Origin of the sequence: Agarivorans gilvus, from assembly GCF_001420915.1 — a bacterium.
Taxonomy (GTDB): Bacteria; Pseudomonadota; Gammaproteobacteria; order Enterobacterales; family Celerinatantimonadaceae; genus Agarivorans; species Agarivorans gilvus.
Genome location: NZ_CP013021.1, coordinates 3,535,268 through 3,559,696 on the forward strand (window position 1 = coordinate 3,535,268; position 24,429 = coordinate 3,559,696).

Genomic DNA, 24,429 nt, shown 5'->3' on the forward strand with positions numbered 1-24,429 from the left:
AAATCGCCGTTTACTTGTTAACAACATTGGCCCATGGATGAGACGTCGCCTTTCACTACGCTACCTTTTGTTCTTCTTGAGTATGACTGCCGCCCTGTTGCCCACTTTACTGGTGAGCTCGTGGTTTCAACAACAACTGCATGAACATGAAACAGCGATGGTGCAAGAGAAGCATTTGCTGATCGCTAAAAATTTGAGCCTAGTGCTTGAGCAATATGCCCAACAAACCTCCATCGTATTTAACGGGCTGTCCCATTCTTTGGTGGTGGAGCACTCCGCGGAAGATTTGGCTCCTCTATTAGAAGGGGTCAACATTTATGCTTTAGCCGAATGGCAACTGGGCCGAGGTCAGCACTTCTTTTACGGTTCGCTTAACTCTAAGCTGTTTGCCAATCCGCCGGTGCAATTACAGGTGGCATTAGAGCAAGCAAGAAATAATCGAGGACGTGTTATTTTCAGCGGTGTGGTGGTGGAAGGTTTGGCTCAGCCCAGTCTTATCTTGTGTCTTTATCAGGGACAAGATCGCTATTGGATAGGCGCTTTGGGCACCCAATACTTTTTGAAAATTCAAGCCGCCTTAAACTTTGGTGAGCAGGGCCATGCCGCTATTTTCGACCAATACGCAAGAGTATTGGCTCATCCCAACCAGCAGTGGTATTTACATGCTGAAAACCTTTCTGAGTTAAGTCCCTTAGTTAAAATGCGTAAGCAGAGCTCGGGGGTTGATCAGTTCTATTCGCCTGCTTTACAAAAAGAGATGATTGCCGGTTTTGCGCGGGTTGAGCCGACTGGCTGGCGGATTATCGTGCCTCAGCCGCTAGCCGAGTTACAACAGCAGTCGACTCAGTTGCAGCGTTATGCTTTTGTTATTAGCCTGCTTTGCTTGCTGTTAGTGGGGGTGGTGACTTGGTTTCTAGCCTGCATGATCGTAAGCCCTATTCGCAAGGTAGTGGAAACCGCCGAGGAAATTTCCCATGGTGAAATGGGTAAATATGTACAGTTAAATAGGTGGTGCACCCCTGTAGAAATTGCCGCTTTAGAAGCCAAGTTTAATGCCATGGCCGGAGAGGTCTATACCAGTAGAACCTTATTAGAACAGCGGGTTAAACAGCGCACCGCGGCCTTAAGTAAAGAAGTGGCGGTGAGAAAAAAGGCCCAGCAACAAATTTGGCAACAAGCCAATTTTGACCCGCTAACTAAGTTGCCTAATCGGCGCATGATCAACCGCTTATTGAATGATGCCATTGCCAGCCGTAGTGGCGAACAGCGAGTGGCTTTAATGTTGCTGGACTTAGATCAGTTTAAGGGCATTAACGATACCCTAGGCCATGACATGGGCGATATGCTGTTACAAATTGCCGCCCAACGTATTCAGCATTGTATTGCTGAAGGGGAGCATGTGGCGCGCCTTGGTGGTGACGAATTTGTCATCCTACTTAACGAGCAGGCGCAAGGCCAAAGGGTGGCCGAAGTAGGAGAGGCGGTGCTGCAAACGCTTAATACGCCATTTCAGTTGGGTATTGAACGAGTTTATATTTCTACCAGTATTGGCGTGGCGTTTGCCCCAGATGATGGTGATAGCATCGACGATTTACTTAAACATGCCGATCAGGCGATGTATGTAGCCAAGCAACAGGGGCGTAATCGCTTAAGCTATTTTACTGCTTCACTGCAAGAGCAAGCCCAGGTGCGGCGAATGCTAGCCAATGACTTACGCCAAGCTGTGGCGAAAAATCAGTTGCATTTGCACTATCAACCGATTGTTGAAATAAGCACTGGGCGCTTAATTAAAGCAGAGGTATTGGTGCGCTGGCTGCACCCCAAACAGGGCTGGATTAGCCCCAGCGACTTTATCCATATCGCCGAAGAAACCGGCATTGTGTTGGAAATGGGCAACTGGATCTTCTCTCAGGCGGTGGCGCAACTTAAAGCTTGGAAGGAGCAAGGTATGGCCCCGATTCAGCTGAGTATTAATACTTCGCCAAAACAGTATTATGAAGCCGAGTTTGATGTGGCGCAGTGGTTACAGGAGCTGCAAGACGCCGGGCTCTCGAGCGCCGATGTGGTAATGGAAATCACCGAAGGTTTGTTAATGGAGAATAGCCCGCAGGTTGACCAAAAATTGTTAGCCTTGAGTGAAGCCGGTGTGGCAGTGGCCTTAGATGACTTTGGTACTGGGTATTCTTCGCTAGCCTACTTGCAGAAGTTTGATATTGAGTTTCTAAAAATTGATCGCATGTTCATCGAAAATCTAGCCCAAGATGGTGATGATTTGGCGGTGTGTAAGGCGATTATTGTGATGGCACATAAGTTGGGCATAGAGGTGATCGCCGAAGGCATTGAAACCGCCTTACAGGCATCTTTATTAGAAGAAGCGGGTTGTGATTATGCTCAAGGCTTTTGGTTTTCAGAGCCACTCAATGCGCAGGATTTTGCTGAAATCTTAGCTGGGCAAGCTTCTTTATTGCCACCGAAATGCTAAGCCGAGCCAGCTTTGTTACACTGTAGCTCGCACTCAGTGTTATCAAGGTTGTTTGTTCATGCTGGAAATTTCAAATCAGCTTCGCTTGGCCGAATGGGAAATTGAATTAAGCGCTATTCGTGCTCAGGGAGCTGGTGGACAAAATGTTAATAAAGTCGCCAGCGCGGTTCATCTTCGCTTCGACATTAAACGCTCTAGCCTGCCGGCTTTTTATAAAGAGCGTTTGCTAAAACTCAATGACCAACGTATTTCTAAAGAAGGTGTGGTTATCATCAAGGCGCAGTCTCACCGCACCCAAGAGCGCAATAAAGAAGATGCCTTATTACGCTTGAAAGAGTTGATTATGAGTGCCACTGCGGTACAGAAAAAACGCCGCCCCACTAAAGCGACTTATGGATCTCAGCGTCGGCGCATGGATAAAAAGACCCAACGAGGCCAAACCAAGCAGCTGCGCTCTAAGATCAGCTATTAAAGGTCTTGTTTACTGAATTCCACTCTGCTCGGTAGCGAATTTGCCAGTGATCTAGCTCGAAAAAAGCAAGTAAACAAGCTTGCTGGTCGCAAATCCGCCTGACTCATCCCTCGTTTCTGTGTAAGGTTTTTGTTCCTTCTTTATCACAGTTTTGAGGTTACAGGGTGTCGCGTTTATTGGCCTTTGGTGAAGTATTGGTGGATTGGATCCCGCTTGAGTTACAACGCCAGGGACGGCTTGAGATACCTATTTATGGACAATTCCCCGGTGGCGCTCCGGCTAATGTGGCGGTCGCCGTAGCTGAGCTTGGCCAATCTGCCTATATGCTGGGGCAAGTGGGCGCCGATCCCGCGGGAGATTTTTTACGAGACTGTTTACTGCGCCAGCAGGTGAATTGTGACTATTTGTTACGCAGCGAGCAACATGCCACGCCAATGGCTTTTGTCAGCTTAGACGCCGACGGCGAGCGTAGTTTTACCTTTCAACGCAGCGATAGCGCCGATCTAAAATTGAAAGCCAGTTCTTTTCCGCTGAGCTTATTTCAATCGTCGGGTATCGTTCATGTTTGTTCTAATACCTTAACCGAAGCAGAAATCGCCATGACCACCATGTCGCTATTGGCCAATGCGCGGCAGGCCGGCATGTTGGTTAGCTTCGACGTGAATTTACGCCTACCCTTGTGGCAGGACACATCGGCCTTGGTGAAGCGAGTGATGGCACTGGCGGGGCTTAGCGATATGCTTAAGTTAAGCCAGCAAGAGTGGGATTATTTGTCGGAGCAGTTGGCGGTGAACGATCTCGATGCCCGCCTATTTGCGCTAGGTGTGCAAGTGATTCTACTAACCAATGGCGGCGCGGCGGTACAGTTATTACTGCCTAAGCAACGGATTAGCCTAAGTCCGCCGCAGGTAGAAGTGGTGGATACCACCGGTGCGGGAGATGCGTTTAGCGGTGCTTGGTTAGCTTATTTGCTAGAGCAGCAAATAGATGATTTGCCAGCCTTAAAAAGGGCCCTGGCTGAGCCTCCAATCTTGCAGCAAGCCTTAGCTTACGCGGTGAATGCCGGAGCTTTAGCAGTGACTAAAGCCGGTGCTTGGAGTGCCTTGCCCAATGCCGATGAATTAAATGCTTTTATTCAAGCCAAGGAGTAACTATGTTGCCAGTTTTTCGCAGTAGTCAGTTTTTGCAAGAGCACTTGTTAAACCTAAGTGATTTTTATCAGCAGTATGCCATTGACCCTGAAGGTGGCTATTTTCAATCTTTGCTACCCAGCGGTGAAGTACAGCAGGGCAGTGTGAAACAATTGGTGAGCTCTACGCGCTTGGCCTACATCTTTGCTCAGGTGGGCTTACGTGAGAACAATAGCTACTACTTAGCCTTAGCCGAACATGGTTTTAGCTATGTTGAGCAGGTACATTTCGATCCACAAAGACAAGCTTATAACTGGCTATTGGATGGGCATCAAGCGATAGATAAAGGCAATCTTTGTTATGGCTTGGCGTTTGTTATGTTGATGTATTCGGCAGCGGTTAAGGTCGGACGTGAAGGAGCCAAGCAGCAGCTTAAAGCTTGTTTTGAGCTTATGGAGCAGCGTTTTTGGCAGCCTGAATGGGGTCTTTATGCCGATGAGGCTAGCCCTGATTGGCGCGAACTTAGCCCCTATCGAGGCCAGAATGCCAATATGCATGCCTGTGAAGCGATGATTGCGGCCTATGAAGCCACTCAGGACGAGGTCTACCTGCATCGAGCCATCACCATCGCGCAAAATATTTGCTTACGTCAAAGTTATGCCACCGACGGTTTAATTTGGGAGCACTATCAGCAGGATTGGCAATTAGATTGGGATTTTAATAAAGATGACCCCAAAAACCTGTATCGGCCCTGGGGCTTTCAGCCGGGTCATCAAACCGAGTGGGCGAAGCTGCTGGTGATGTTATCGCGTCACCATGCCGCGGCTTGGTTACTCCCTTGTGCCGAAAAGTTGTTTCGTTATGCCATGGAGAAAGCTTGGGATTACCAATATGGTGGCCTGTACTACGGTATGGCGCCGGATGGTTCGGTTTGCGATGATGAAAAGTATTTTTGGGTGCAAGCGGAGTCTTTTGCGGCGGCTGCTTTGCTCGCCACCGCTACCGGGAAACAAGAGTATTGGACGGCTTACGACAGCTTATGGAAATATTCTTGGCAGCATTTTTGTGAGTCTAAACATCAACCTTGGTGGCGGGTGTTAAGCCGCGAAGGTAAAGTACAAGACCCGCTAGTGGCTCGTCCCGGAGCCAAGATTGACTACCATACCATTGGAGCCTGTTTAGAAGTATTGCGCGCCTTAGGCGCATAGATTTATAGGTATAGTTAGCCATTATGCTTAAGCATCAGGGCGCGGCCACGCCCTGATATAAGCGCTTTTGCTAATAGGCAGTTATGCTAGGCTTGTCGTTTCGATGTTTAGGGAAAAACACTGGTGGATACTTACTATACGCTTTGTTATTTAGCCGCCTTGGCAATGATTATTGCTTACCTCAATAACCGTATTGGCTCTTGGCAGACCACGATTACTATTACTGCTGCGTCTATTTCTTTGTCTTTACTGGCCATGGGTTTAGGACAAAGTGGTTGGTTGCAGTCCTATCCTCAGTTAATTGCATCGCTGCATGCTCTAGATTTTAAAGAATTATTACTCCATGGCATGTTGGGTTTTTTGCTGTTTGCTGGTGGCTTGGGCATTAATCTGCGTTATTTGGAGCACCAGGCAAAAGAAATTGCCGTCTTAGCCTTGTTCTCAACCCTGTTATCTAGCTTTACTGTGGCCGGGTTATTGTGGTTTTGTTTACCCTACATTGGCTTGCCGATGGATTTTATCTACTGCCTATTGTTTGGCGCGCTGATTTCACCCACCGACCCGATTGCGGTATTGGCTATTGTGAAGACGATGAATGCACCGAAACAAATTGCAGTGCAAGTTGAGGGGGAATCATTATTTAATGATGGCTTTGGTCTGGTGATGTTTGTCTCGGTATTTGGCATCGCCTTTGAGCAGCAAGAGTTGAGTGCGGCATCAATCTCTTGGTTATTTATTCAAGAAGCCTTGGGCGGCATAGCCTATGGTTTTGTGCTGGGTTTAGTGGCCAACTATTTAATTAAACATACCGATGATGATTCCTTGGAATTGTTAGTGAGTTTAGCCATTCCGTCAGCGGGTTTTGTCTTTGCCGAGCAGTTGGGAGTATCAGGGGCGTTAGCGATGGTGGTGGCGGGAATATTTATTGGCCATGTAACGCGAGAGCGGTATTTTACCAAGGCCAGCAAGCGTGGCTTTGATCATCTATGGCATGTCTTAGAAGAGTTTTTAAACAACCTGTTATTTTTGCTGATTGGTTTAGTGGTGGTCGGGTTTACTTTCCACATCGAAAACTTGTGGCTGATGCTATTGGCTATTCCCTTGGTATTGCTCAGTCGCTTAATCAGTGTTGGTTTGCCTTATATTGGTTTCTCGATGAAACGGACTTACAACCCGATGTCGGTACCTATTTTAACCTGGGGTGGCTTGCGCGGGGGTTAGCACTGGCGATGGCCATGTCGATACCGGCTGGCGTGATAGTGTTGCCTGAGAAAAACATCGGTGTGCGGGAAATGATTTTAGTCATGACCTACGCCGTGGTGGTGTTTTCTATTTTAGTGCAGGGCTCAAGCATTGTGCCTTTGATCAATAAAGCCAAAGAGTATGAGCGTAAAAGAAAAACGACTGTTTAATTTTGTTGTAAATCTCCAGCGTAATAGCAATGGCCTTAGTGGCCATTGCTTTACTTAAGTGGCTTAGTGAGCTGGTAGGGCGCATCGCTGCTCACTAGCACGCCGTGTTGTAAGAAATTTTTACCTAAGATCATGCTGTAACTAAAATTCGCTCGGTTTTGTAAATTCACACGTATTCGCTTGCTCAATTCACCCAATTTAACCTGCATTTCCACCACTGGCCGAGAGTCGGCAGTTTCGCCGACTCTGGCTTTAATGACCATGCGCCCCACCACCTCGCGAGTAAATTGCTGTTCTACACCCGCCTTATTACGGTAGGTAAATTTTACCCAAGGCTTACCCTGTTTATCGAAGTATTCGATGTCTTCGGCATGCATCGAGCTGAGATCTGCGCCGGTATCTAGCTTAACCGCAATGGCCATACCTGCGACTTGCGCCTGTTCCACGTAACCGGCCTTGATAGGCGGCGTTTTGTTAAAGATGTTCTCAGTGCGGGTATTGATCAGCAACGGCCCGTCGACAAAGCGCTCTCCTATTAGCAGCGCTTCGGGCTTATCTGCGGTGGCTTGTTCTAGGGCAATGTCGCTATGCAGTATTTGCTCACCCAGCTTTAAACTAGCGGATATAACCGGTCGGCTTTGTTCTCCCACAAGAATATTGCGCTGAATGTCTTGCTCAAAAACATAGGCGCTTCCTTGTCTGTCGGTGCCGCTAAAGGCCGCAATGGGCTTGACATGGCCACTACGTTCTAGCGTTTTTAAGCGTTTGACTCGCAGCAGGGAAGTGGAGACCGCCAACGAAGGGCTAGCGTTGAACTCCACGCCATTTATGCCAATCACTTCTTGAGCACTCATCATCAATGCGTGGGGCTTATAGTCAATGGCCTTGCTAAGGCCCTGTTCACTGAGATAGTCGGCGCTTAAATCAATCATGAAATGCTGATTCAGGGCTTCTCTACCTAGGCGCAGCTGGCTAGAGTATGCCGAGCGGTCGCGTAATACCAGTTCTATAGATTTGCGAGTTTTGCCAAAGCTTAGTGTTAGGTTTACCAGAGGATGCTGTTTGTCACCAATGTTGAGCATTTTTAATAGTGGCAGGCTTAATCGTTGCCGCTGCTGTGGCGTAACCACATCAAAGCTTACCTGTTGTTGCTTTAGGTTCACTTCGATGTTGCGAGCGTCTAAGCTACTACGTCGGTAATGAAGAGAGTAACTCACGGCGAGCGCTTGTTTGCCTAAATAGGCGGTTTCTTTTTTACCTAGTACGCTGGCTTGCGCCTCTTGTTGTAAGTAGTCGTAGCTGGAATCGACCCAAGCGTGGTTTTTTAAGAAGGTTTTGCCAATCAAAATGGGATAAGAAAAAGCACTCCGATCGGTTAGGTTAACGGCTGTAGCCACCGTTAGGTCTCCGGAAGAAAGCAACAGCTCAACGACCGGGCGATATAAGATGCCATGATCTGCTCGGCCTTGAATACCACTTATTCGTGCTAGAGGACGTTGTACCGTTATTAGCTCACCGCTTTGTGGATTAACTAAATCAAAACTAACGCTGGCTTGAATATTTCGCTCGGGGGTGTCGAAGCTGTCCAACCACCATTGGCTATTGGGCTCACCGAAGTGTTCTGCGATGGCTTTAAGTAGCGCTTCATCTTTTAAGTGTTTGAGCTGCGGATGCTGGCTTTGCACATGAATATTCAGAGCGTGTATTGAAGTGGTATCGGCTCCAGTATCTATTTTGGCGGGAACCGCTATTTGGTGAAGCTGAGGAATGCCGGCATAGACGATGTTTTCTATACGCCCCATAACTAGTTTGTTATCGAGTTGGTAATAAGCGCCATTACTATAAAAAGGACTTTGCTGCAGGGACGCTGCGAAACTTGGCGACACTGCACTGAACAAACACAATAACGAAAACAGGCTGCGATTTAAAAAGCTCATTAGCAATCTTATAGTTATGACCAAATTAATAGTGTACATCATTTTCATGCTAGCCCCCTTTGAAGGGGAAGTAAAATCCCGAGCCTGTAGTTTCAACAGTATGATTTTTAGTGGTTTTAGTTATTAGCCTTGTGCTTTTTATGGATTTATTCGCTGCTTTAAACTGTTGGTTATTTAGGCGAATTGCGAGCTTGCTAGCGCTTTAGTTAATCAATCAAAGTAATAATATGATTCTCTTAACTGTTTTAGTGGTTGTTGATTGCTTAGCCAATTTGCCCTCGTTATAGTTCGTCGAATCAGTAATGTAGGGTCGGTTTAGGCCAGCTCGATTGGAAATAGTCATGGATGCTGAAAGTATAGAAAGTTTAGTTCGTCAGATGTTAACTGAGGGGGTTCAGCTTGAGTCGTCTCAAGTTAGCGCGTTTTTTATTGAGCATGGCGAAGCGCCTCCCTCGGAAGAGCAGCTAAACCAGGCCATTGCCTTGGGTCAGAAGTTGTTACATAAGAGCTATCAGCAGCATTATGCGATTGCTCAGCTACCCAATGGTTTTGCCGCTTCTTTAAATGATTGGTTCATCCAGTTAGAGCAATCAACAGAGGCTCGAATTAAGCGTATCTGTGAGCAAAAACAGCTGGTTTGGGAGGCTCAACGTAGCCAGCTAATGACAGAACACCAACAGCAACTGAGCGAAGCCAAGCAGCAGTTAGAACAAAGCCAGCAAGCAGCCGAGCAACAGGCGCTTAAATTGCAGCACGCCGCGGCTAAAACCAGTGAGTTATTTAGTGAGCTAGATAAGCTTAAACAGTCGCAGTTGCCACTGCAGCAAGCTTTTGAGCAAAGCCAAAACGATTTACAGGACAGCCAGCAACAGTGCCAACAGTTAGAGCAACAGAAACACAGCCTAACTGAGCAATTGGCCGCTTTACAAGACCAGCTTAAGGCTTACCAACAAAACGGTGAAAGTGCTAAACAGCAACAGTCTGAATTAGAGCAAAGCCTGCGTCGCCAGTTGCAAGAGATGACGGCGGCTAAAGAGCAAGAAGCCGCTTTAACACGCCAGCTTAGTGATGAACAATGCGAATTAAATGAGCGCATGACGGTACTGGTTAAAACTAAACAGCAACTGGAAGCGGAAACTGCCCAGTTGCGCGAGCAGCATCAACAGCAACACTCTGAACAGAACGCGCTAGCCCAACAAATCGAGTCTTTGCATGAGCAACTAGAGCAGAGCCAGCAAGAGCTTCATCAACAGGCTGAGCAGGCGAAGACTTTTGCTATGGCCGCTGAACGAGAAGCAGAGCTTGCAGAGCAACTGCACAGTTTAGAGCTGCGTAGCGCAGACGATGCCAAAACCATTGCGCTGTTACAGCAACAGCAGCAGTCGCTCAGTCAGCAAGTGGCTACTTTAGAGGGTGACAAACAAGCATTAGATACGGTGAACAGAAGCGCCGAGGCGCAACTAGAGGCAGTATTACCCGAATTAGAAAAAGCCCAGCAGCAACAGACCGAGTTGGCTAAGCGTTTAGCCAACGTAGAGTCTAAATACTTTGATGCTACCAGTGAACTGGCGCAGGTGAAGAAGCAGTTGGTCGCAGCCAATTCGCAAATTGATTTAACCAGCGCCATGGCCGACTCTGATAGCCGAGTTCTGGCTAAGGAGCGCCAGTTAAGCGAAATGAAGCAACAGCTTAGTAATTTGGAAGCGCAGCTACATAAAGAGCAACAAGGCCATAGTTTAACGAAACAAGCCTTAAGCCAACTAGATGAGCAAATACTCGATGCGCAAATTGGCACCGGCAATATGCAAAGCCAAATTAATGAACTGCAAACTCAGCTCAAACTGAGTGAACAAAACAACCAGCAATTACGCCGTGAAATCGCTGAAGCGCATCAAGATATTAGCAATCTAAGTCAAAATAACGTTAGTTTAAGTGCCAAATTGGACCGGATAATCAGCGCTAAGTCTAAAGATTTAGCTTAACCGCGTTTTTTTTGACTTGTGATAATGAGTTCTTGTCTATTCACTGGCTAAATTCTAAGGCCGATGTCATACAATATTAGATTTTAGCGATGTAGTGGTGAATATTGTGTGTAGTTATAAGCTGTTAGTCCGTTCTTTTGCTTCGGCGGTAAAACGACCACAGTTGCGACAGATGGGGAGCGAGTTGCTCGCCGAATGTGCAGCGGCTTATACTGCTCGCTCGCTCACTGTTGCTGATATACAAAGAAACGAGTTCGGTCAGCCTTATTCGATAGGCTCACTCAGTCAAAGACTATTTTTGAGTTTGAGCCATAGCGGTAATTATCTAGTCGCTATGGCTTCTTGTTATCCCTGTGGGGTGGATATTGAAAGGCATAAAGCGCGCCCGTATGCTGAGTTGTGGCAAGATATTCGACATCCTCTTGAACCAAATTCGCCAGCTAGCTTAGCCGAGTTTTATCAGTGGTGGACGCGCAAAGAGGCGGCTTGGAAGGTGTTTGCATGCCAAGAACCCAGTCATATGCAAGACTTGCAGGTCGTTGGGGAGCCAAGGCATTTCTACAAAGAGTTAACGATAATTGATTTATCCGCACCGCAAGGCTATGCCTTGTCTATTGCATTGCAGCAGGAGGATAAACAAGAACATGAGTAAGCTGCTTAGTTAGGCATGTATTTATCGTTAGGAATATAGTTTAATGACAAGCATTCTTGGATCTGTCACCAGCGGTGACTTTTGTGTTGTATTGCTTGCAGTGTAAGTTGTGGTATGGAAGCTATTTTTAAAATTGACAAATGGACTAGTTGGGTAGCTGGAAATGAAGCTACTGATGCGCCTCAGCTTCCTGAAGTGCCTGCAATGCAAAGGCGCAGATACAGCTTATTAAGCAAAATGGCGCTGAGAGTCGCCTTAGATTTACTACCTGAGCAAGGTCTGATTCGCAGCGTGTTTGCCTCGCGCCATGGCGAGTTACATCGCACCGTTGATTTATTGCTCAATATCAATGACTCTTCTGCTCTTTCTCCTACTAAGTTTAGTCAGTCGGTTTACAATACGGCGAGTGGCCTTTATTCAATCAAGCAGAATAATTTAGCTCCATCCACCGTAGTCACTAGTGCCAAAGATACTTTAGCGATGGCTTTTGTTGAGGCCTATAGCCAAAGTCTTGTCCATCAACAAACCGTATTATTGGTTTATGTCGATCAGCCCCTGCCTGAGCTCTATCAGCCTTATGCCGATGAACCCGAAGAAACGCTGGCCTTTGCTTGTTTACTCACTGCTGCAGAGCAGGGCTGGGCAACGCGTTTTGAAGCTAAGCAACAAACGTCATTGCCTGCTACCCATGTGGCAAGTCAGCTAATTAGCGCCTTATCAGAGCCCTGTGAGCAGTTTACTTGTGATTTAGGGGAGCAAAATTGGCTTTGGAGGGTCGCTAATGAGTCAAAGGCTTAATTACTATTGGCGTTTAGTGATGACCGCATTCTCATTTTTGAGCTTTGGCGTGTTTGGGGTATTTTTGTCCTTAACTCTGTTTCCGATATTGCACTTCATTCCTGCGCACGATAAACAGGCTCGCAACCAACTTTTGGTACATAAAATATTTAAATACTATGTCGCCATGATGCGTCTATTGGGCGTATTAAGTGTTTCGGTTTCCGATAAAGATAAATTGCAGCAATCGGCGGGTAAATTGGTAATAGCCAATCACCCTTCGTTGATTGATGTGGTGTTATTAATTGCTCATTTGCCGGAAACTAGCTGCATTGTAAAACAGAGCCTTTGGCGGAATCCTTGTATGTCGATGATTATCTCTGCAGCAGGCTATATAAAGAATGATGCAGAGCCTGAGCTGGTATTAAAGGCTTGTGGACAAAGTTTTAATAAGGGCGCCAGTTTGATTATATTTCCCGAAGGAACTCGCACTACTCCGGGAGAACAGTTGAAAATGCAACGCGGTGCAGCCAATATAGCCTTGCGCTGCGCGGTGGATTTTCTACCGGTGACAATTAAGGTCACACCAACCACCTTAACCAAGTCTGAACCTTGGTACGCTATTCCTGCGACTAAGCCGCACTTTTCTTTAGTTGTTGGGGATCCTATTCACACTAAACAGCTTTGTTTGGCAGATACTAGCGATGCCAAAAAAGCACGAACAATAACTAGACATTTACAGCAACATTTTTATAAGGAACTGAACTGCCAATGAACGTATTAGAGCAGGAAATCAAGCAACTAATTATTGATGCTTTGGAGTTGGAAGATATTGCCGTTGCCGATATTGATAGCAACGAACCATTGTTTGTTGATGGCTTGGGCTTAGATTCAATTGATGCGCTGGAGCTGGGGCTAGCGATTAAGAAACAATACAAAATTAAGCTGGATGCTAATTCAGAAGACACTAAAAAGTATTTTGCTAGCGTAAGCTCATTAGCTGAGTTTATTCAATCGGAACAACAAGCGGCGTAAATATTATGACCAGAGATGAAATATACCAAGCGCTAAAAGATATATTGGTTAAAGAGTTTGAAGTGCCAGAAGAGGAACTTTCTCTAGAAGCTAATCTATATCAAGATCTAGATTTAGATAGTATTGATGCCGTTGATTTAGTGGTAAAACTGCAACAGTTAACTGGTAAGAAAATACAACCTAATGAATTTAAATCTGCGCGCACAGTAGCCGATGTTATTGATGCCCTTGAGCAGTTAGTTAGCGATGCAGCTTAATCTTAAATGAGCGGTATAGTCAAAGTGATGGTGATGGCCGCGTTAGCGGCCTATCCATTTCTTATTTACTTTGGTTTGAGCTCTTTTTCTAGTTATGTCATTGGCGCGTTCATCGCGGCGATTTTTGCTGTCAGATTATTGCTCACTTGTCGTGGGCGAGGGCTAATGAAACAGCAAAAATGGCTAGCCGTGGCAGGCTTAGGGCTAGCTGGTCTAGCGCTGATTCGTCAGGAGCCTAGCTGGTTTAAATGCTATCCCTTACTGGTTAATTCTTTATTATTCATAGTTTTTTCAATGAGTTTGAGAGAGCCTCAGCCGATCATTGAGCGTTTTGCTCGCTTGGGCCGAAAAGCGATTCCCGACGCTGCGCGTCCGTATTTTATAAAATTAACAAAAATTTGGTGTGTGTTTTTTGTGTTAAACGCAGCAGTAAGCGCCTGGACCATCTGGGGTGCAGATTTGAAAACTTGGACTTTATACAACGGTTTAATCAGCTATCTCTTGATGGCTGGTTTGCTGGGTGGTGAATGGATATACCGAAAAATAACTCGACTGGAAGCCAATTATGAATGAAATAATGCTTCCTCCCCAGAATATTGATTACTCTCTGGCTCTGCGTGAGACTAATCTGTCTAACCAATACTGGTGGCAGCAATTGGCGGCTAAGTGGCTGCAATTTAGTCGTTACCCTCAGCAGCGTTGGCTGCTATTTGCCGAAGATAGCTTTGATTTTTCTTATTGTTTATTTGCCTTGTTATTGGCCGGTAAAACCCCGGTATTAGCGCCCAATAAGCAAGCGGAAACCTTGGCTAAGTTACTGGGAAAAGTCGATGCGGTATGTGCCGATGTGGCGGTTGAAAATGCGCCACTTCAGCTTGATACAGGTGCTAATGCGTCTGCTGAAGCGGTGGACTTGAGCAATATAGGCGCAGAGATTGCTGGTGAACTCGAGCTTCACTTGTATACCTCTGGTAGTACTGGCGAGCCTAAACTTGTGGTTAAGCGTTGGCGGCAGTTGTTGGCTGAGGTGGAAACCTTAGAACGTCAGTTTGGTCCGCAATTAGAACATAGCTTGATTTGTTCTAGCGTCTCTCATCAACATATTTATGGTCTGTTATTTACCGTATTATGGCCAGTATTAGCTCGCCGTTGTTGGCGGGTAAAACCCTTAGTGTATCCAGAGGATTACTGTGCTTTAGCGGCTCAGCCAATCAGTTTGGTCTCTAGTCCTTCTTTTTTGGCCCATTTAAGTTTACAGCCTGAATTGGCGGCTAAGCCACCGCAGTTCTATCTAAGCTCTGGTGGGCCTTTAAAAACGGAAACCTTAGAGCGCTTATTGGCCTTGTGGCAACAGGCGCCTAGCGAAGTATTCGGGAGTAGCGAAACTGGCGGGGTTGCTTACCGAAATCAAAAAATCCACCGTTATTGGAAGCCGTTTAGCTGCATCGAGTGGCGGATTGCTAGTTCAACAGCCTTACAGATCCGTTCTCCTTATCTGTTGGACCCTGCGGAGTGGTACCAAATGGATGATGCGGTAGCACCACAAGAGGATGGATTTAACTTGCAGGGGCGACTTGACCGAGTCGTAAAAATCGCAGAGAAGCGAGTCTGTTTAGAACAGATGACCCAAGTCCTTTCCGCGCATCCGTGGATACAACATTGCGATTTATTCACTTTACAATCAGCACGCGAATACATCGCTGCTGTGGTGGTGCTTAGCGAGGCTGGCCGGGCTGCGCTAGCTGCTGGGAAATTAGCTTTGAATAAACAATTTCGTCAGCATTTATCTGGGCATTTTGAAACGGTAACCTTGCCGCGAAGATGGCGTTACGTGGATCAAGCAATGGTGAATTCTCAAGGTAAACGTCAGTTGCAAGCAATGAAGGAGTTGTTTCAATGAAGGATTTTGGGCGGCCGTTGGGTAAATTACTAGAGCGCGAAGGCGAGCAGGTCAAATTAAGCTTGTTTGTGTCTAAGGACTTAGCGTGTTTGCAAGGCCACTTTCCACAATTGCCTGTGGTGCCAGGCTTGGCTCAGCTGCATTGGGCGGTGTTGTTTGGTGCTGAATATGTGGCGCCAAGCAATCAGGTGCAAGCTGTAGAGGCTTTAAAATATCAGCATGTTATGCAGCCAGAGAACGAGGTTCAGCTAGAACTGCGCTTTGATCCTAAAAGCAATAAATTGCATTTTAGATATTACAGTGAACAGCACGCATACAGTAGTGGCCGGGTGGTATTGAAGGTTGATAATGTTTAAACCTTGTGTGGTGATCCCTAACTACAATCACCGAGACGCAATAGAAGCTACCATCAGTGAGCTACAACTGCCTATTATTCTGGTGGATGATTGCAGTGAACCCGAGATAGCTGACTTTTTAGAGCAGCTAGCCGCTCAATATCAGCATGTTCAGTTAATTCGCCACTCGCATAACCTTGGCAAAGGTGGGGCTGTGATGAGTGGTTTGCGCGAGGCTCAGGCTCAGGGTTATAGCCATGCTTTGCAGGTGGATGCCGATGGTCAGCATGATTTGGCTGATGTCGCGCGCTTTTTGGCTCTAGCAGAAGCTCAGCCTCAAGCCTTGATCACCGGGGTGCCTGAATATGATGACAGTGTACCCAAGGCGCGTTATTACGCCCGCTATATCACCCACGTATGGGTATGGATAGAAACGTTGAGCACCCAGCTGCAAGACAGTATGTGTGGTTTTCGTGTTTACCCCTTGGCCAGCACCATTGACTTGCTTAATTCAGCCAAGCTTGGGCAACGGATGGATTTTGATATTGAAATATTGGTCCGTCATTATTGGTTGGGCACCCCCATTCGACAAGTACCAACCCAGGTTATCTATCCTGAACAGGGCTTGAGTCATTTTCGGGCTTGGCAAGATAATTGGTTGATCTCTAAGATGCATACCAAGTTGTTCTTTGGCATGTTATGGCGCTCTCCTAAGTTGTTGTGGCGTAAGCATAAGCAAGCGCATTGGTCATCAATGGCCGAACGCGGTAGTTTGTGGGGTTTGAAGTTGACCTTGCTGGGCTATCGTTTAGGTGGACGTTATTTGGCCAAGCTGCTGCTCTATCCGGCTATTGCTTATTTCTTTATTAGTGGCGGTACTACACGGCGGGCCTCCCAAGCATTTTTAGCTAAAGCGGCAGCTCAGCCCGCTAGCCCCTTGCCAGCAAAGCCTGGATGGAAGCAGAGTTTTGCCCATTTCCTTAGTTTTGGTTCTGCGTCACTGAGTCGGCTTGACGCTTGGTCGCAGAAAATGACCCGAGCTGAAGTTGATTTCCCCAATAAAGCCATGTTGGTCGAAACCCTAAAGGCTAAGCAAGGGCGGTATTGCTTACTTCTCACTTAGGCCATATCGAAATGTGCCGCGCCTTGGCGGAAACGGAGTACCGAACGCGAATTAACGTGGTAGTACTTACTGAAAACGCAAATAAATTCAATAAAATGCTGGCGGAGTTAAACCCCGATTCTCAGCTGAATTTGATCCACATTTCGGAATTTACTCCGGATTTAGGGATCCGTCTTGCGCAATATGTTGAGAATGGTGAACTAATCGCTATTGCCGCCGATAGAACGCCCGCCGACAGTTATGGTCGAGTGAATTACCACGAGTTTATGGGCGCCTTAGCGCCTTTTCCTCAAGGCCCTTTTATTATCGCTGCATTATTGCGTTGTCCGGTATTTAGTCTGTTTTGCATGCAGCAGCAACACGGGCGTTACCATCTTTACTTGGAAAAGATCAGTGACGATCTAGGCGCAAACAGAAAACAACGCCAACAACGCATCGAACAAGCTAGCCAACAATATGCCGAACAATTGCAATATTTAGCCATTCGCTATCCCTTGCAGTGGTTTAATTTTTATGATTTTTGGTGTCCAGATACTCAGGACACAGTGACTAAAGGATAACAACGATGACTCAAGTGGATATCGTGTCGTCGCAGCAAGAGAATGCGGAACCAGCGGCTCAAGCCCCTCTAAAAGTAGTATTTGGTGAACATGCACTAAGCATTGAGCAAGTTGCCTTATTAAGCCAACAACCGCAGTTAGCGGAGTTAAATAAGCGAGCTGACTATGTGGCTAAGGTGGAACGAGGCGCTGAGTTTTTAGATCGCCTTCTGGAAGAAGATGGCGCTATTTATGGAGTGACCACTGGTTATGGCGACAGCTGTACGGTGGTGGTGCCGCTTGATTTAGTTGAAGAGTTACCGCTGCACTTAACCCGCTTCCATGGCTGTGGTCTAGGCCGAGTACTCACTCCTGAAGAGGCTCGAGCGGTAGTGGCCAGTCGATTAAATTCTCTTAGTTTGGCTAAATCAGGTGTTAGCTACCGTCTTTTACAACAACTGGAGTTGTTATTAAAACACGATATTATGCCGGTGATTCCTGCCGAAGGTTCGGTCGGGGCTTCTGGTGATTTAACCCCGCTTTCTTATGTGGCCGCATGCTTAATGGGTGAGCGCGAAGTGTATTACAAGGGGCAGCGTCGAGCGACTTACGAAGTGTTTGCAGAATTGGGGATAGAAGCAATACGTTTACGTCCTAAGGAAGGTTTGGCGATAATGAATGGCACGGCGGTGATGACCGGTTTAGCCTGTTTAGCTTATCGTCGAGCAGAGTACTTGAGTCAGGTAACCAGTCGCATGACCGCCTTGGCGTCATTGGCTCTTAAAGGTAACTCTAATCATTTTGATGAATTGCTATTTGCGGTGAAACCTCATCCTGGGCAAAACCAAGTGGCCGAATGGATCCGCAACGATCTTAACCATCATCAGCATCCGCGTAACTCAGAGCGCTTACAAGATCGTTATTCGATCCGCTGTGCTCCGCATATTATTGGCGTGCTCCGTGATGCGTTGCCATTTATGCGCCAGTTTATCGAAACCGAGTTAAATAGTGCCAATGATAACCCCATCATTGATGGCGACGGTGAACACGTATTGCATGGTGGTCACTTCTACGGCGGTCACATTGCCTTTGCCATGGACAGCATGAAAAATGCAGTGGCTAACTTAGCCGATCTGGTGGACAGACAAATGGCTTTGTTGATGGACGAGAAATTTAATAATGGCCTACCGCGTAACCTTAGCGCGGCCTCGGCTGAGCGAGCTTCTATCAACCATGGTTTTAAGGCGGTACAAATAGGTGCCTCAGCCTGGACCGCAGAAGCCTTAAAACAAACTATGCCTGCCAGTGTATTCTCGCGCTCTACTGAGTGTCATAACCAAGACAAGGTGAGCATGGGTACCATTGCCGCACGCGATTGCCTAAGGGTACTAGAACTGACAGAGCAAGTAGTGGCTGCTGGCTGGTTAGCGGTGCATCAAGCATTAACATTGCGCATTCAACAAGGTGAGTTAGCACTAGACAGTTTGAGTGAGGATTTGAAAGCGGGCTACCTAGAGATGATGGAACAGTTTCAGTTGGTGGAGGAAGATCGTCCTTTAGAGGCTGAATTACGTCAAGTGATGGCTGATTTACGCCAACGTAAATGGGAGTTGTACCGCGCGTGAAATCCTTATTGAGCGTTGAAGTGGAGCTAACGGTGCCATTTCATGACGCCGACCCTATGGGCGTGACTTGGCACGGCAATTATCTACGTTATTTTGAAGTGGCTCGTTGCGCCTTATTAGACAAGCTGCAATATAACTATCGGCAAATGGAACAATCTGGCTATGTATGGCCGATTGTAGATACCCGCCTGAAGTATGTGAAAACCAGTACTTTTGAGCAGGTCTTGCTGGTTGAAGCACATTTAACCGAGTATGAAAACCGCCTTAAAATTGAATATAGAATCTTGGATAAAGATACCAAGCTTGTGATTACCAAGGGCTACACCATACAAGTGGCCGTGGATAAACAGAATCAAGAAATGTGTTTTGTTTCACCAAAGGCCTTAACCGCACGAGTGGCTGAGCTGGGTATATGTTTAGAAGATTAATTCGCCATGGGGCGGCGGTGCTGATATATAGCCTTGTTGGTTTCACGGCAAGTGCTAACAATTGGCAGGCCTTCGATCAAAATAGTGCTTGGTTGCAACAGTTGTCGATGGGGCAAGAAGGTTTGTATCGAGCCCACTTTAATCAGGCTCGGCATCTACAAATTATGCAGCAGCCCTTATTGAGTAGTGGCGAAGTGATACTCAAGGCTGAGCAGGGCTTAATTTGGCAACAGCTTAAGCCCTTTCAACAAACCTTGGTGGTTAGTGCTTCTCAGGTGAGCCAATATGACCGTGATGCTCAGCCTATGCAATTGCCGGTGGCAGCTCAGCAGATGATTCAGGCTTGGGCACCGATGATGCAACAGGTGATATTGGGGCAGTGGAGCGCGCTTGAGCAACGTTTTGAAGTGCGATTGGCAGAGGGCTCTAATATTGAACACTGGCAAATGCAACTGACACCTCGCGACCAGCAAATGCAAGCAGCATTGGCCAATATTGAGTTAAGTGGCGGTCAGCAACTGCAAGATATTGCTATTTATCAGCAAAATGGTGATGTATTACGCATCGAGCTAGAACAACAAGCTTGGCAAGCTTTAAATCCTCAACAACAGAGTTGGCTAAATGATTAGTAGGCCCGTTGTTTTGTGGTTTTTGCTGGTATTGGCAGCTGGCCTCGTATTGTTTAAGCAAAGCCAAGAATTGCAGCTAAACAGCGATATTCGTGCGATGTTGCCAGAAAGCCTGGCCGACGACTTAGGCCTAGCTGCTCGAGAGCAGTTAAGCGCTAAATTAGAAGGTCTAAATTTTATCGCAGTGGGCCACGCTCAAAAGTCACTGGCGGTGGCGGGGGCCGAGCGCTTAGCCAATGATTTACGCCATTCTCAAGCCTTTGAGCAAGTATTATTAAAGCGACAAGGGCAGGGCGAAGCGATTGCGCGTGCCTTATATCCCTATCGTTATGTGCGTTTAACCCAGCAACAGCGCCAATGGTTGGCGGCGGATGACTACCAAGCCTTATTCGCCCGTGCGCAAGCTCAGTTATGGTCACCGGCGGGCATGGTTAGTTCTAGTGGCTTGGTGGATGACCCCTTATTTTTATTCATTGAGCAGCTAGATAGCCTAAGTAAATTGGCCAGTTCCCAAGTTGACGAGCAGGGCTACTTAAACGCCTATGCCGAGGGGAAGTATTGGATACTGTTAGAGTTACATACCAAGGAGAATGTGTTTGCACCGCAACAACAGCAGGGTTTAATACTCGCTATTAATGACGCAGAGCAAGCGCTAAAGGCGGAACAAGGCTCGTTGTCGTTGTTAAAAGCCGGCTTACTGTTTCATGCTCAAGCCGCAACAGCGCAGGCTAAATCGGAAATGACTACTATTGGTCTTACTTCGCTGGTGCTGGTGGTGGTGTTAATTTTGTTTTTCTTTGCTTCGGTACGTCCTTTGCTATTGGCCTTAGTGAGTTTATCTACCGGAATGCTATTGGCTCTGGCGGCGGTGAGCCTCTGTTTTAGTCAGCTACATTTACTCACTCTCGTCTTTGGTGCCAGTCTCATAGGTATCGCTATTGATTATTCTTTCCATTTTTGTGCGGAACATGCGGGGGGAAAGCTTAGCGCCAAGCAAAGCTTGCATAAGATTAAACCTGCCTTGTTACTGGGGGCGTTGAGTAGCGTATTGGCGTATTTGTCGATGTTGCTGGTGCCAATGCAAGGGATCCGCCAAATGGCCTTGTTTTGTGCCGTGGGACTATTTGGCGCGGCCTTGTCTTTGTATTGCTTGGCTCCGTTGTTGGCCGCCAGTATTCCGCCTGCGCGTTGGCCTAAACGCTGGCCACAATGGTCACTGAATAAATACAGCATGGGATTTTTGCTGCTTTTTATCGTGGGCGGCTTGCTACAGTTGCATAGTGAAGACGATATTCGCCAGTTGCGAGGGGAATTTCCAAGCATAGAGCAACAGCAACAGCGTTTACTCGACATGTTTCAAAATGGTCAGGCTAATCAGTTTTTCTTAGTGAGAGGCGACAGCGAACAGCAGCTACTTAGTAGAGAGCGGCAGTTGTTGGCCCAACTTGAGCAAGTCGCGGAGCAAGGGGCATTAGATAGAGCTTGGGGCTTGAGCGACTTAGCGCCACCTAAAAGTGAGCAAGCAAGTAACTATGGTTTGCTTAAATCTCTTTATCAACAGCGCCCTTTGTTAGCCGAGCAGCTGGCTTATACCCCCGCTTTACTTGAACAAGCTAACGCTAAGTTTGTCGCTAGCGAAGGCGATTATCTTGCCTTGCAAGACTTATTGGCACAACCGGCCTTTAGCGTATTTAAGGACTTTTGGTTGCATCAAGGGGCGCAACAAGCCTCCATTGTGAGCTTGTTTTCGATTCATGACCTAGCGGCTTTGCAACAAGTCGCGCAGCAGCTCGATGGGGTAGAGTTTGTCGATCCAGTTGGTGAGATTTCGCTGGCACTGAGTACTCTTCGCCAGCAAGCTTTGCAGTTGCTGGTGGGGGTTGTATTGGTGATTGCTGCGATATTGAGTTTGCGCTTGGGCTGGAAAACGGCATTGCGATGTTTATTTACACCGGTGATGGCGTTGTTGCTCAGTTTGGCGCTGGTGGCTTGGTTAGGGCAAGGTTTGAGTCTATTTCATGTATTAGCTTTGCTATTGGTATTTGGTGTGGGCTTAGATTATGCGCTGTTCTATCAGCTCAGTAGGCAACCCTCATATCGTTTGGTGATGGCGACCAGCTTAGCGGCATGTTCAACCTTGTTAGCATTTGGCTTGTTAGCCTTAAGCGCTACACCAGCTTTGGCTGGGTTTGGCGTGGTGGTACTCGGTGGCATTGCCAGCAGTTATTTCCTCGCGCCGCAAGCTTTTCTTATGCGAGGGCAAAACAATGATTAGAACAGTATGTTTTGTTAGTTTGTGTTATCTGCTTGCTGCCTGCTCTTCGTTGGGTCCAGCAGTAACTCAGCCGCGGACACTGTTAAGTCCAGAGGATTTGGGGTATTCCTTAAGCGCACAGCAGTTAATTCGGATCCATTTTGCTGATGACCTTCAGCAAATGTTAGTGCAGCTAACGGTTTCACCCCAGCGCTTAGAATTAGTCGCTTTAGATGGCTTTGCTACGCCGCTATTTAAGTTGGATTATGATGGTGAGACTCTTAAGCAACAGAGCTTTGTTCCGCAACTAGACAGTGCGATGGCTGAATTTATTTTGGCTGACATTCAGTTGGTTTATTGGCCCTTAGCGCGTTTGCAGCAGCTGCTGCAAACGCAGTCTTTTGAACTAAAAGAAACGGCTTGCCAGCAAGCAGAGCATTGCCGCAGTCTCTATCAAGAGCAGCAATTAGTGAGTCAGGTGGAATACCATGGTAGTGAGCTTTGGCAAGACGAGGTGAGTTTAAAAAACTTCCTAGCCAACTACCAGATTGAAATATCGACCTTAGAGGTGAAAGTAAATGAGTAAGCTGTATGGTTTACCTGCTATGGCCGTGATTTGTGCCTTGGGGAATGACAAACAAGGGCTTTGGCAGAATTGGTTAAGTGGCAAGCTTGATACCATGCAATTGCGTGATGATTTGATCCCCGAGACTACGGTTCGGGTTGGCGCGGTGCAGCAAACCCTGCCAGAGTGTGATCCTCGCTGGCCGCATTTAGCCAGCCGTAATATTCAATTATTAGAGGCGGCACTAGGGCAAATTGAGGATGAATTAAATCAGCTATTAGAACAACATCAAGCGTCACGGATTGCCATCGTTTTGGGCACCAGTACCTCGGGTATTTCAGCCGGTGAGCAGGCTTTGGCGGCGCGACAAGAGCAACAGTTTGCCGACGACTTCCATTATGCCCAACAAGAGATGGGCAGCCCCGCTGTTTATCTAAAGCAGCGACTAGGGCTTAGCGGGCCGGCTTATTGTATTTCTACTGCGTGTTCATCAAGTGCTAAAGTCTTTGCTAGTGGGCGTAACCTATTGGCTTCGGGAATGGCCGACGCCGTTATTCTAGGTGGGGTGGATAGCTTGTGTAAGCTAACGCTAAATGGTTTCAAAGCCTTAGAATCGGTGGCTGAAAATGATGCTCGCCCCTTCGGTAAAGGGCGTGATGGAATTAACATTGGTGAAGGGGCGGCGCTGTTTATCATGACTAAGCAGGCCAGTGAAGTGAATTTACTGGGGGTGGGAGAAAGTGCCGATGCCCATCACATGTCTGCACCGCACCCCGAAGGTAAAGGCGCAGAGCAAGCGATAAGAGCGGCACTTAGTGAGGCCAGCCTAAGCCCTGAGCAGATTGATTATATTAACTTGCATGGCACGGCTACGCCCTTAAATGATGCCATGGAAGCGCTAGCGGTTGAGCGGGTATTTGGCAGTGCCGTGGCGTGCTCCTCAAGCAAACATCAAACCGGTCATACTTTGGGGGCCGCCGGGGCTATAGAAAATGCGCTTTGTTGGCTGCTATTACATCCGCAATTTAATAGCGATGCCCAGTTACCGGGCATGTATGCGAGTTATCAGCGAGATGCCGCTACCAACAACATCAATTTGTTATTTGAAGATACGCAGAGCTTAAAACCGCGCAGTATTAAAGCTTGCCTGAGTCATTCTTTTGCCTTTGGTGGAAGTAATGCGGTGGTGTGTCTAGGCAACAAGGATGCAATTTTATGAACACAAAGCAATTTCCAGAGCTGGCTGAAGTGTTACCTCACAAGGCACCGATGATCTTGCTCGACAATATTGTGGATTGGCAGCCTGAAAAGATAGTTTGTAGTGTGGTGATTAACGAAAATAGTCACCTTTTCAACGATTTGGAACAAGCTGTGCCAGTTTATACTTGCTTAGAATATATGGCTCAAACAGTGGCCGCGCTAGCGGGCCTAGAAGCGCGAGCGCGCGAGCAAGATATTGAAGTGGGTTTTTTGATTGGTACGCGCAAGTGCCTTTTTGAACAGACTGCTTTTTCTATAGGTGCTCGCTTATTGATTTCTGCACAAAGAGTATATGCCGAAGAAGATGGTCTGGCGGTGTTCGCCTGTGAGGTAAATGACCAGCAAGGTGACTTAATTTGCAGTGCCCAATTAAATGTTTTTCAACCAAAGAATGCCGTTGAGTTTGTGAAGGGAAAGTAACATGACA

25 protein-coding genes are annotated in these 24,429 nt (G+C 47.0%); 24 read left to right on the plus strand and 1 reads right to left on the minus strand.

What is annotated here, in order from left to right; all coding sequences use genetic code 11:
- Nucleotides 1-37 precede the first annotated feature (37 nt).
- The 6 genes from AR383_RS16760 to AR383_RS22595 all read left to right on the plus strand — a co-directional run bounded on the left by AR383_RS16760 (nucleotide 38) and on the right by AR383_RS22595 (nucleotide 6,704).
- Complete coding sequence (locus AR383_RS16760) at nucleotides 38-2,482, plus strand: bifunctional diguanylate cyclase/phosphodiesterase (protein ID WP_083481665.1); 2,445 nt, start codon at nucleotides 38-40, stop codon at nucleotides 2,480-2,482.
- A 58-nt stretch (nucleotides 2,483-2,540) separates the two neighbouring features.
- The gene (arfB, locus tag AR383_RS16765) at nucleotides 2,541-2,954 is read left to right on the plus strand and encodes an alternative ribosome rescue aminoacyl-tRNA hydrolase ArfB (RefSeq protein WP_055734165.1); all 414 of its coding nucleotides are present in this window, start codon (nucleotides 2,541-2,543) and stop codon (nucleotides 2,952-2,954) included.
- A gap of 164 nt (nucleotides 2,955-3,118) precedes the next feature.
- Nucleotides 3,119-4,105, plus strand: a complete 987-nt coding sequence (locus AR383_RS16770; RefSeq protein WP_055734166.1) for a carbohydrate kinase family protein — start codon at nucleotides 3,119-3,121, stop codon at nucleotides 4,103-4,105.
- 2 nt (nucleotides 4,106-4,107) lie between these two features.
- The gene (locus AR383_RS16775) at nucleotides 4,108-5,292 is read left to right on the plus strand and encodes an AGE family epimerase/isomerase (protein WP_055734167.1); all 1,185 of its coding nucleotides are present in this window, start codon (nucleotides 4,108-4,110) and stop codon (nucleotides 5,290-5,292) included.
- 123 nt (nucleotides 5,293-5,415) lie between these two features.
- Nucleotides 5,416-6,513 (plus strand): cation:proton antiporter, encoded by a 1,098-nt coding sequence (locus tag AR383_RS16780; RefSeq protein ID WP_335338354.1) that lies wholly within the window; start codon nucleotides 5,416-5,418, stop codon nucleotides 6,511-6,513.
- A 14-nt stretch (nucleotides 6,514-6,527) separates the two neighbouring features.
- Entirely contained in the window at nucleotides 6,528-6,704 is a 177-nt protein-coding gene (locus AR383_RS22595; protein WP_335338355.1) for a hypothetical protein, read from the plus strand.
- Nucleotides 6,705-6,754: 50 nt separating this feature from the next.
- Here AR383_RS22595 and AR383_RS16785 read toward each other — a convergent pair whose 3' ends face one another.
- Entirely contained in the window at nucleotides 6,755-8,641 is a 1,887-nt protein-coding gene (locus tag AR383_RS16785) for a putative ATP-dependent zinc protease (protein ID WP_055734168.1), read from the minus strand.
- A gap of 341 nt (nucleotides 8,642-8,982) precedes the next feature.
- On the opposite strand from AR383_RS16785, the gene AR383_RS16790 reads away from it, so the two are divergent.
- The 18 genes from AR383_RS16790 to AR383_RS16870 all read left to right on the plus strand — a co-directional run bounded on the left by AR383_RS16790 (nucleotide 8,983) and on the right by AR383_RS16870 (nucleotide 24,422).
- Nucleotides 8,983-10,623, plus strand: coding sequence for a coiled-coil domain-containing protein (locus AR383_RS16790; RefSeq protein WP_055734169.1), 1,641 nt, complete (start codon nucleotides 8,983-8,985; stop codon nucleotides 10,621-10,623).
- Between the two features lie 106 nt (nucleotides 10,624-10,729).
- A complete protein-coding gene (locus AR383_RS16795; RefSeq protein ID WP_157051775.1) occupies nucleotides 10,730-11,275 on the plus strand; it encodes a 4'-phosphopantetheinyl transferase family protein in 546 nt (181 codons plus the stop codon).
- A 114-nt stretch (nucleotides 11,276-11,389) separates the two neighbouring features.
- Nucleotides 11,390-12,073, plus strand: coding sequence for a beta-ketoacyl synthase chain length factor (locus AR383_RS16800; RefSeq protein WP_055734171.1), 684 nt, complete (start codon nucleotides 11,390-11,392; stop codon nucleotides 12,071-12,073).
- On the plus strand, nucleotides 12,057-12,827 hold the full coding sequence (locus AR383_RS16805; protein WP_055734172.1) for a lysophospholipid acyltransferase family protein: 771 nt from the start codon (nucleotides 12,057-12,059) through the stop codon (nucleotides 12,825-12,827). The genes AR383_RS16800 and AR383_RS16805 overlap by 17 nt, the downstream gene beginning before the upstream one ends.
- Nucleotides 12,824-13,087, plus strand: coding sequence for a phosphopantetheine-binding protein (locus AR383_RS16810; protein WP_055734173.1), 264 nt, complete (start codon nucleotides 12,824-12,826; stop codon nucleotides 13,085-13,087). The genes AR383_RS16805 and AR383_RS16810 overlap by 4 nt, the downstream gene beginning before the upstream one ends.
- Nucleotides 13,088-13,089: 2 nt before the next feature.
- Nucleotides 13,090-13,344, plus strand: a complete 255-nt coding sequence (locus AR383_RS16815; RefSeq protein WP_373869472.1) for an acyl carrier protein — start codon at nucleotides 13,090-13,092, stop codon at nucleotides 13,342-13,344.
- Between the two features lie 6 nt (nucleotides 13,345-13,350).
- A complete protein-coding gene (locus AR383_RS16820; protein ID WP_055734175.1) occupies nucleotides 13,351-13,917 on the plus strand; it encodes a COG4648 family protein in 567 nt (188 codons plus the stop codon).
- Nucleotides 13,910-15,244, plus strand: a complete 1,335-nt coding sequence (locus AR383_RS16825; RefSeq protein ID WP_055734176.1) for an AMP-binding protein — start codon at nucleotides 13,910-13,912, stop codon at nucleotides 15,242-15,244. The genes AR383_RS16820 and AR383_RS16825 overlap by 8 nt, the downstream gene beginning before the upstream one ends.
- Entirely contained in the window at nucleotides 15,241-15,600 is a 360-nt protein-coding gene (locus AR383_RS16830; RefSeq protein WP_055734177.1) for an ApeI family dehydratase, read from the plus strand. The genes AR383_RS16825 and AR383_RS16830 overlap by 4 nt, the downstream gene beginning before the upstream one ends.
- Complete coding sequence (locus AR383_RS16835) at nucleotides 15,593-16,702, plus strand: glycosyltransferase family 2 protein (protein ID WP_232304756.1); 1,110 nt, start codon at nucleotides 15,593-15,595, stop codon at nucleotides 16,700-16,702. The genes AR383_RS16830 and AR383_RS16835 overlap by 8 nt, the downstream gene beginning before the upstream one ends.
- Nucleotides 16,684-17,262 carry a hypothetical protein gene (locus tag AR383_RS22200; RefSeq protein WP_232304757.1) on the plus strand — a complete coding sequence of 193 codons (579 nt, stop codon included), beginning with the start codon at nucleotides 16,684-16,686 and terminating at the stop codon, nucleotides 17,260-17,262. Before AR383_RS16835 ends, AR383_RS22200 begins: the two co-directional genes overlap by 19 nt.
- Before the next feature lie 5 nt (nucleotides 17,263-17,267).
- The gene (locus tag AR383_RS16840) at nucleotides 17,268-18,866 is read left to right on the plus strand and encodes an HAL/PAL/TAL family ammonia-lyase (protein ID WP_055734178.1); all 1,599 of its coding nucleotides are present in this window, start codon (nucleotides 17,268-17,270) and stop codon (nucleotides 18,864-18,866) included.
- Entirely contained in the window at nucleotides 18,863-19,294 is a 432-nt protein-coding gene (locus tag AR383_RS16845) for an acyl-CoA thioesterase (RefSeq protein WP_055734179.1), read from the plus strand. Before AR383_RS16840 ends, AR383_RS16845 begins: the two co-directional genes overlap by 4 nt.
- The gene (locus AR383_RS16850) at nucleotides 19,279-19,923 is read left to right on the plus strand and encodes a LolA family protein (protein WP_055734180.1); all 645 of its coding nucleotides are present in this window, start codon (nucleotides 19,279-19,281) and stop codon (nucleotides 19,921-19,923) included. Before AR383_RS16845 ends, AR383_RS16850 begins: the two co-directional genes overlap by 16 nt.
- Nucleotides 19,916-22,198 carry an MMPL family transporter gene (locus tag AR383_RS16855; protein ID WP_055734181.1) on the plus strand — a complete coding sequence of 761 codons (2,283 nt, stop codon included), beginning with the start codon at nucleotides 19,916-19,918 and terminating at the stop codon, nucleotides 22,196-22,198. Before AR383_RS16850 ends, AR383_RS16855 begins: the two co-directional genes overlap by 8 nt.
- Nucleotides 22,191-22,763, plus strand: a complete 573-nt coding sequence (locus AR383_RS16860) for a DUF3261 domain-containing protein (protein ID WP_055734182.1) — start codon at nucleotides 22,191-22,193, stop codon at nucleotides 22,761-22,763. The genes AR383_RS16855 and AR383_RS16860 overlap by 8 nt, the downstream gene beginning before the upstream one ends.
- Nucleotides 22,756-23,961 (plus strand): beta-ketoacyl-ACP synthase, encoded by a 1,206-nt coding sequence (locus AR383_RS16865; RefSeq protein WP_055734183.1) that lies wholly within the window; start codon nucleotides 22,756-22,758, stop codon nucleotides 23,959-23,961. Before AR383_RS16860 ends, AR383_RS16865 begins: the two co-directional genes overlap by 8 nt.
- The gene (locus tag AR383_RS16870) at nucleotides 23,958-24,422 is read left to right on the plus strand and encodes an ApeP family dehydratase (protein ID WP_055734184.1); all 465 of its coding nucleotides are present in this window, start codon (nucleotides 23,958-23,960) and stop codon (nucleotides 24,420-24,422) included. The genes AR383_RS16865 and AR383_RS16870 overlap by 4 nt, the downstream gene beginning before the upstream one ends.
- The last annotated feature ends 7 nt before the right edge of the window (nucleotides 24,423-24,429 follow it).

What these genes read in the sequence shown, in the direction of transcription:
- AR383_RS16760 (WP_083481665.1), top strand. Translation starts at nt 38, where the DNA reads ATGAGACGTCGCCTTTCACTACGCTACCTTTTGTTCTTCTTGAGTATG.
- arfB (WP_055734165.1), top strand. Translation starts at nt 2,541, where the DNA reads ATGCTGGAAATTTCAAATCAGCTTCGCTTGGCCGAATGGGAAATTGAA.
- AR383_RS16775 (WP_055734167.1), top strand. Translation starts at nt 4,108, where the DNA reads ATGTTGCCAGTTTTTCGCAGTAGTCAGTTTTTGCAAGAGCACTTGTTA.
- AR383_RS22595 (WP_335338355.1), top strand. Translation starts at nt 6,528, where the DNA reads ATGTCGATACCGGCTGGCGTGATAGTGTTGCCTGAGAAAAACATCGGT.
- AR383_RS16785 (WP_055734168.1), bottom strand. Translation starts at nt 8,641, where the DNA reads ATGAGCTTTTTAAATCGCAGCCTGTTTTCGTTATTGTGTTTGTTCAGT.
- AR383_RS16790 (WP_055734169.1), top strand. Translation starts at nt 8,983, where the DNA reads ATGGATGCTGAAAGTATAGAAAGTTTAGTTCGTCAGATGTTAACTGAG.
- AR383_RS16800 (WP_055734171.1), top strand. Translation starts at nt 11,390, where the DNA reads ATGGAAGCTATTTTTAAAATTGACAAATGGACTAGTTGGGTAGCTGGA.
- AR383_RS16805 (WP_055734172.1), top strand. Translation starts at nt 12,057, where the DNA reads ATGAGTCAAAGGCTTAATTACTATTGGCGTTTAGTGATGACCGCATTC.
- AR383_RS16810 (WP_055734173.1), top strand. Translation starts at nt 12,824, where the DNA reads ATGAACGTATTAGAGCAGGAAATCAAGCAACTAATTATTGATGCTTTG.
- AR383_RS16820 (WP_055734175.1), top strand. Translation starts at nt 13,351, where the DNA reads ATGAGCGGTATAGTCAAAGTGATGGTGATGGCCGCGTTAGCGGCCTAT.
- AR383_RS16825 (WP_055734176.1), top strand. Translation starts at nt 13,910, where the DNA reads ATGAATGAAATAATGCTTCCTCCCCAGAATATTGATTACTCTCTGGCT.
- AR383_RS16830 (WP_055734177.1), top strand. Translation starts at nt 15,241, where the DNA reads ATGAAGGATTTTGGGCGGCCGTTGGGTAAATTACTAGAGCGCGAAGGC.
- AR383_RS16835 (WP_232304756.1), top strand. Translation starts at nt 15,593, where the DNA reads ATGTTTAAACCTTGTGTGGTGATCCCTAACTACAATCACCGAGACGCA.
- AR383_RS16840 (WP_055734178.1), top strand. Translation starts at nt 17,268, where the DNA reads ATGACTCAAGTGGATATCGTGTCGTCGCAGCAAGAGAATGCGGAACCA.
- AR383_RS16850 (WP_055734180.1), top strand. Translation starts at nt 19,279, where the DNA reads ATGTTTAGAAGATTAATTCGCCATGGGGCGGCGGTGCTGATATATAGC.
- AR383_RS16855 (WP_055734181.1), top strand. Translation starts at nt 19,916, where the DNA reads ATGATTAGTAGGCCCGTTGTTTTGTGGTTTTTGCTGGTATTGGCAGCT.
- AR383_RS16860 (WP_055734182.1), top strand. Translation starts at nt 22,191, where the DNA reads ATGATTAGAACAGTATGTTTTGTTAGTTTGTGTTATCTGCTTGCTGCC.
- AR383_RS16865 (WP_055734183.1), top strand. Translation starts at nt 22,756, where the DNA reads ATGAGTAAGCTGTATGGTTTACCTGCTATGGCCGTGATTTGTGCCTTG.
- AR383_RS16870 (WP_055734184.1), top strand. Translation starts at nt 23,958, where the DNA reads ATGAACACAAAGCAATTTCCAGAGCTGGCTGAAGTGTTACCTCACAAG.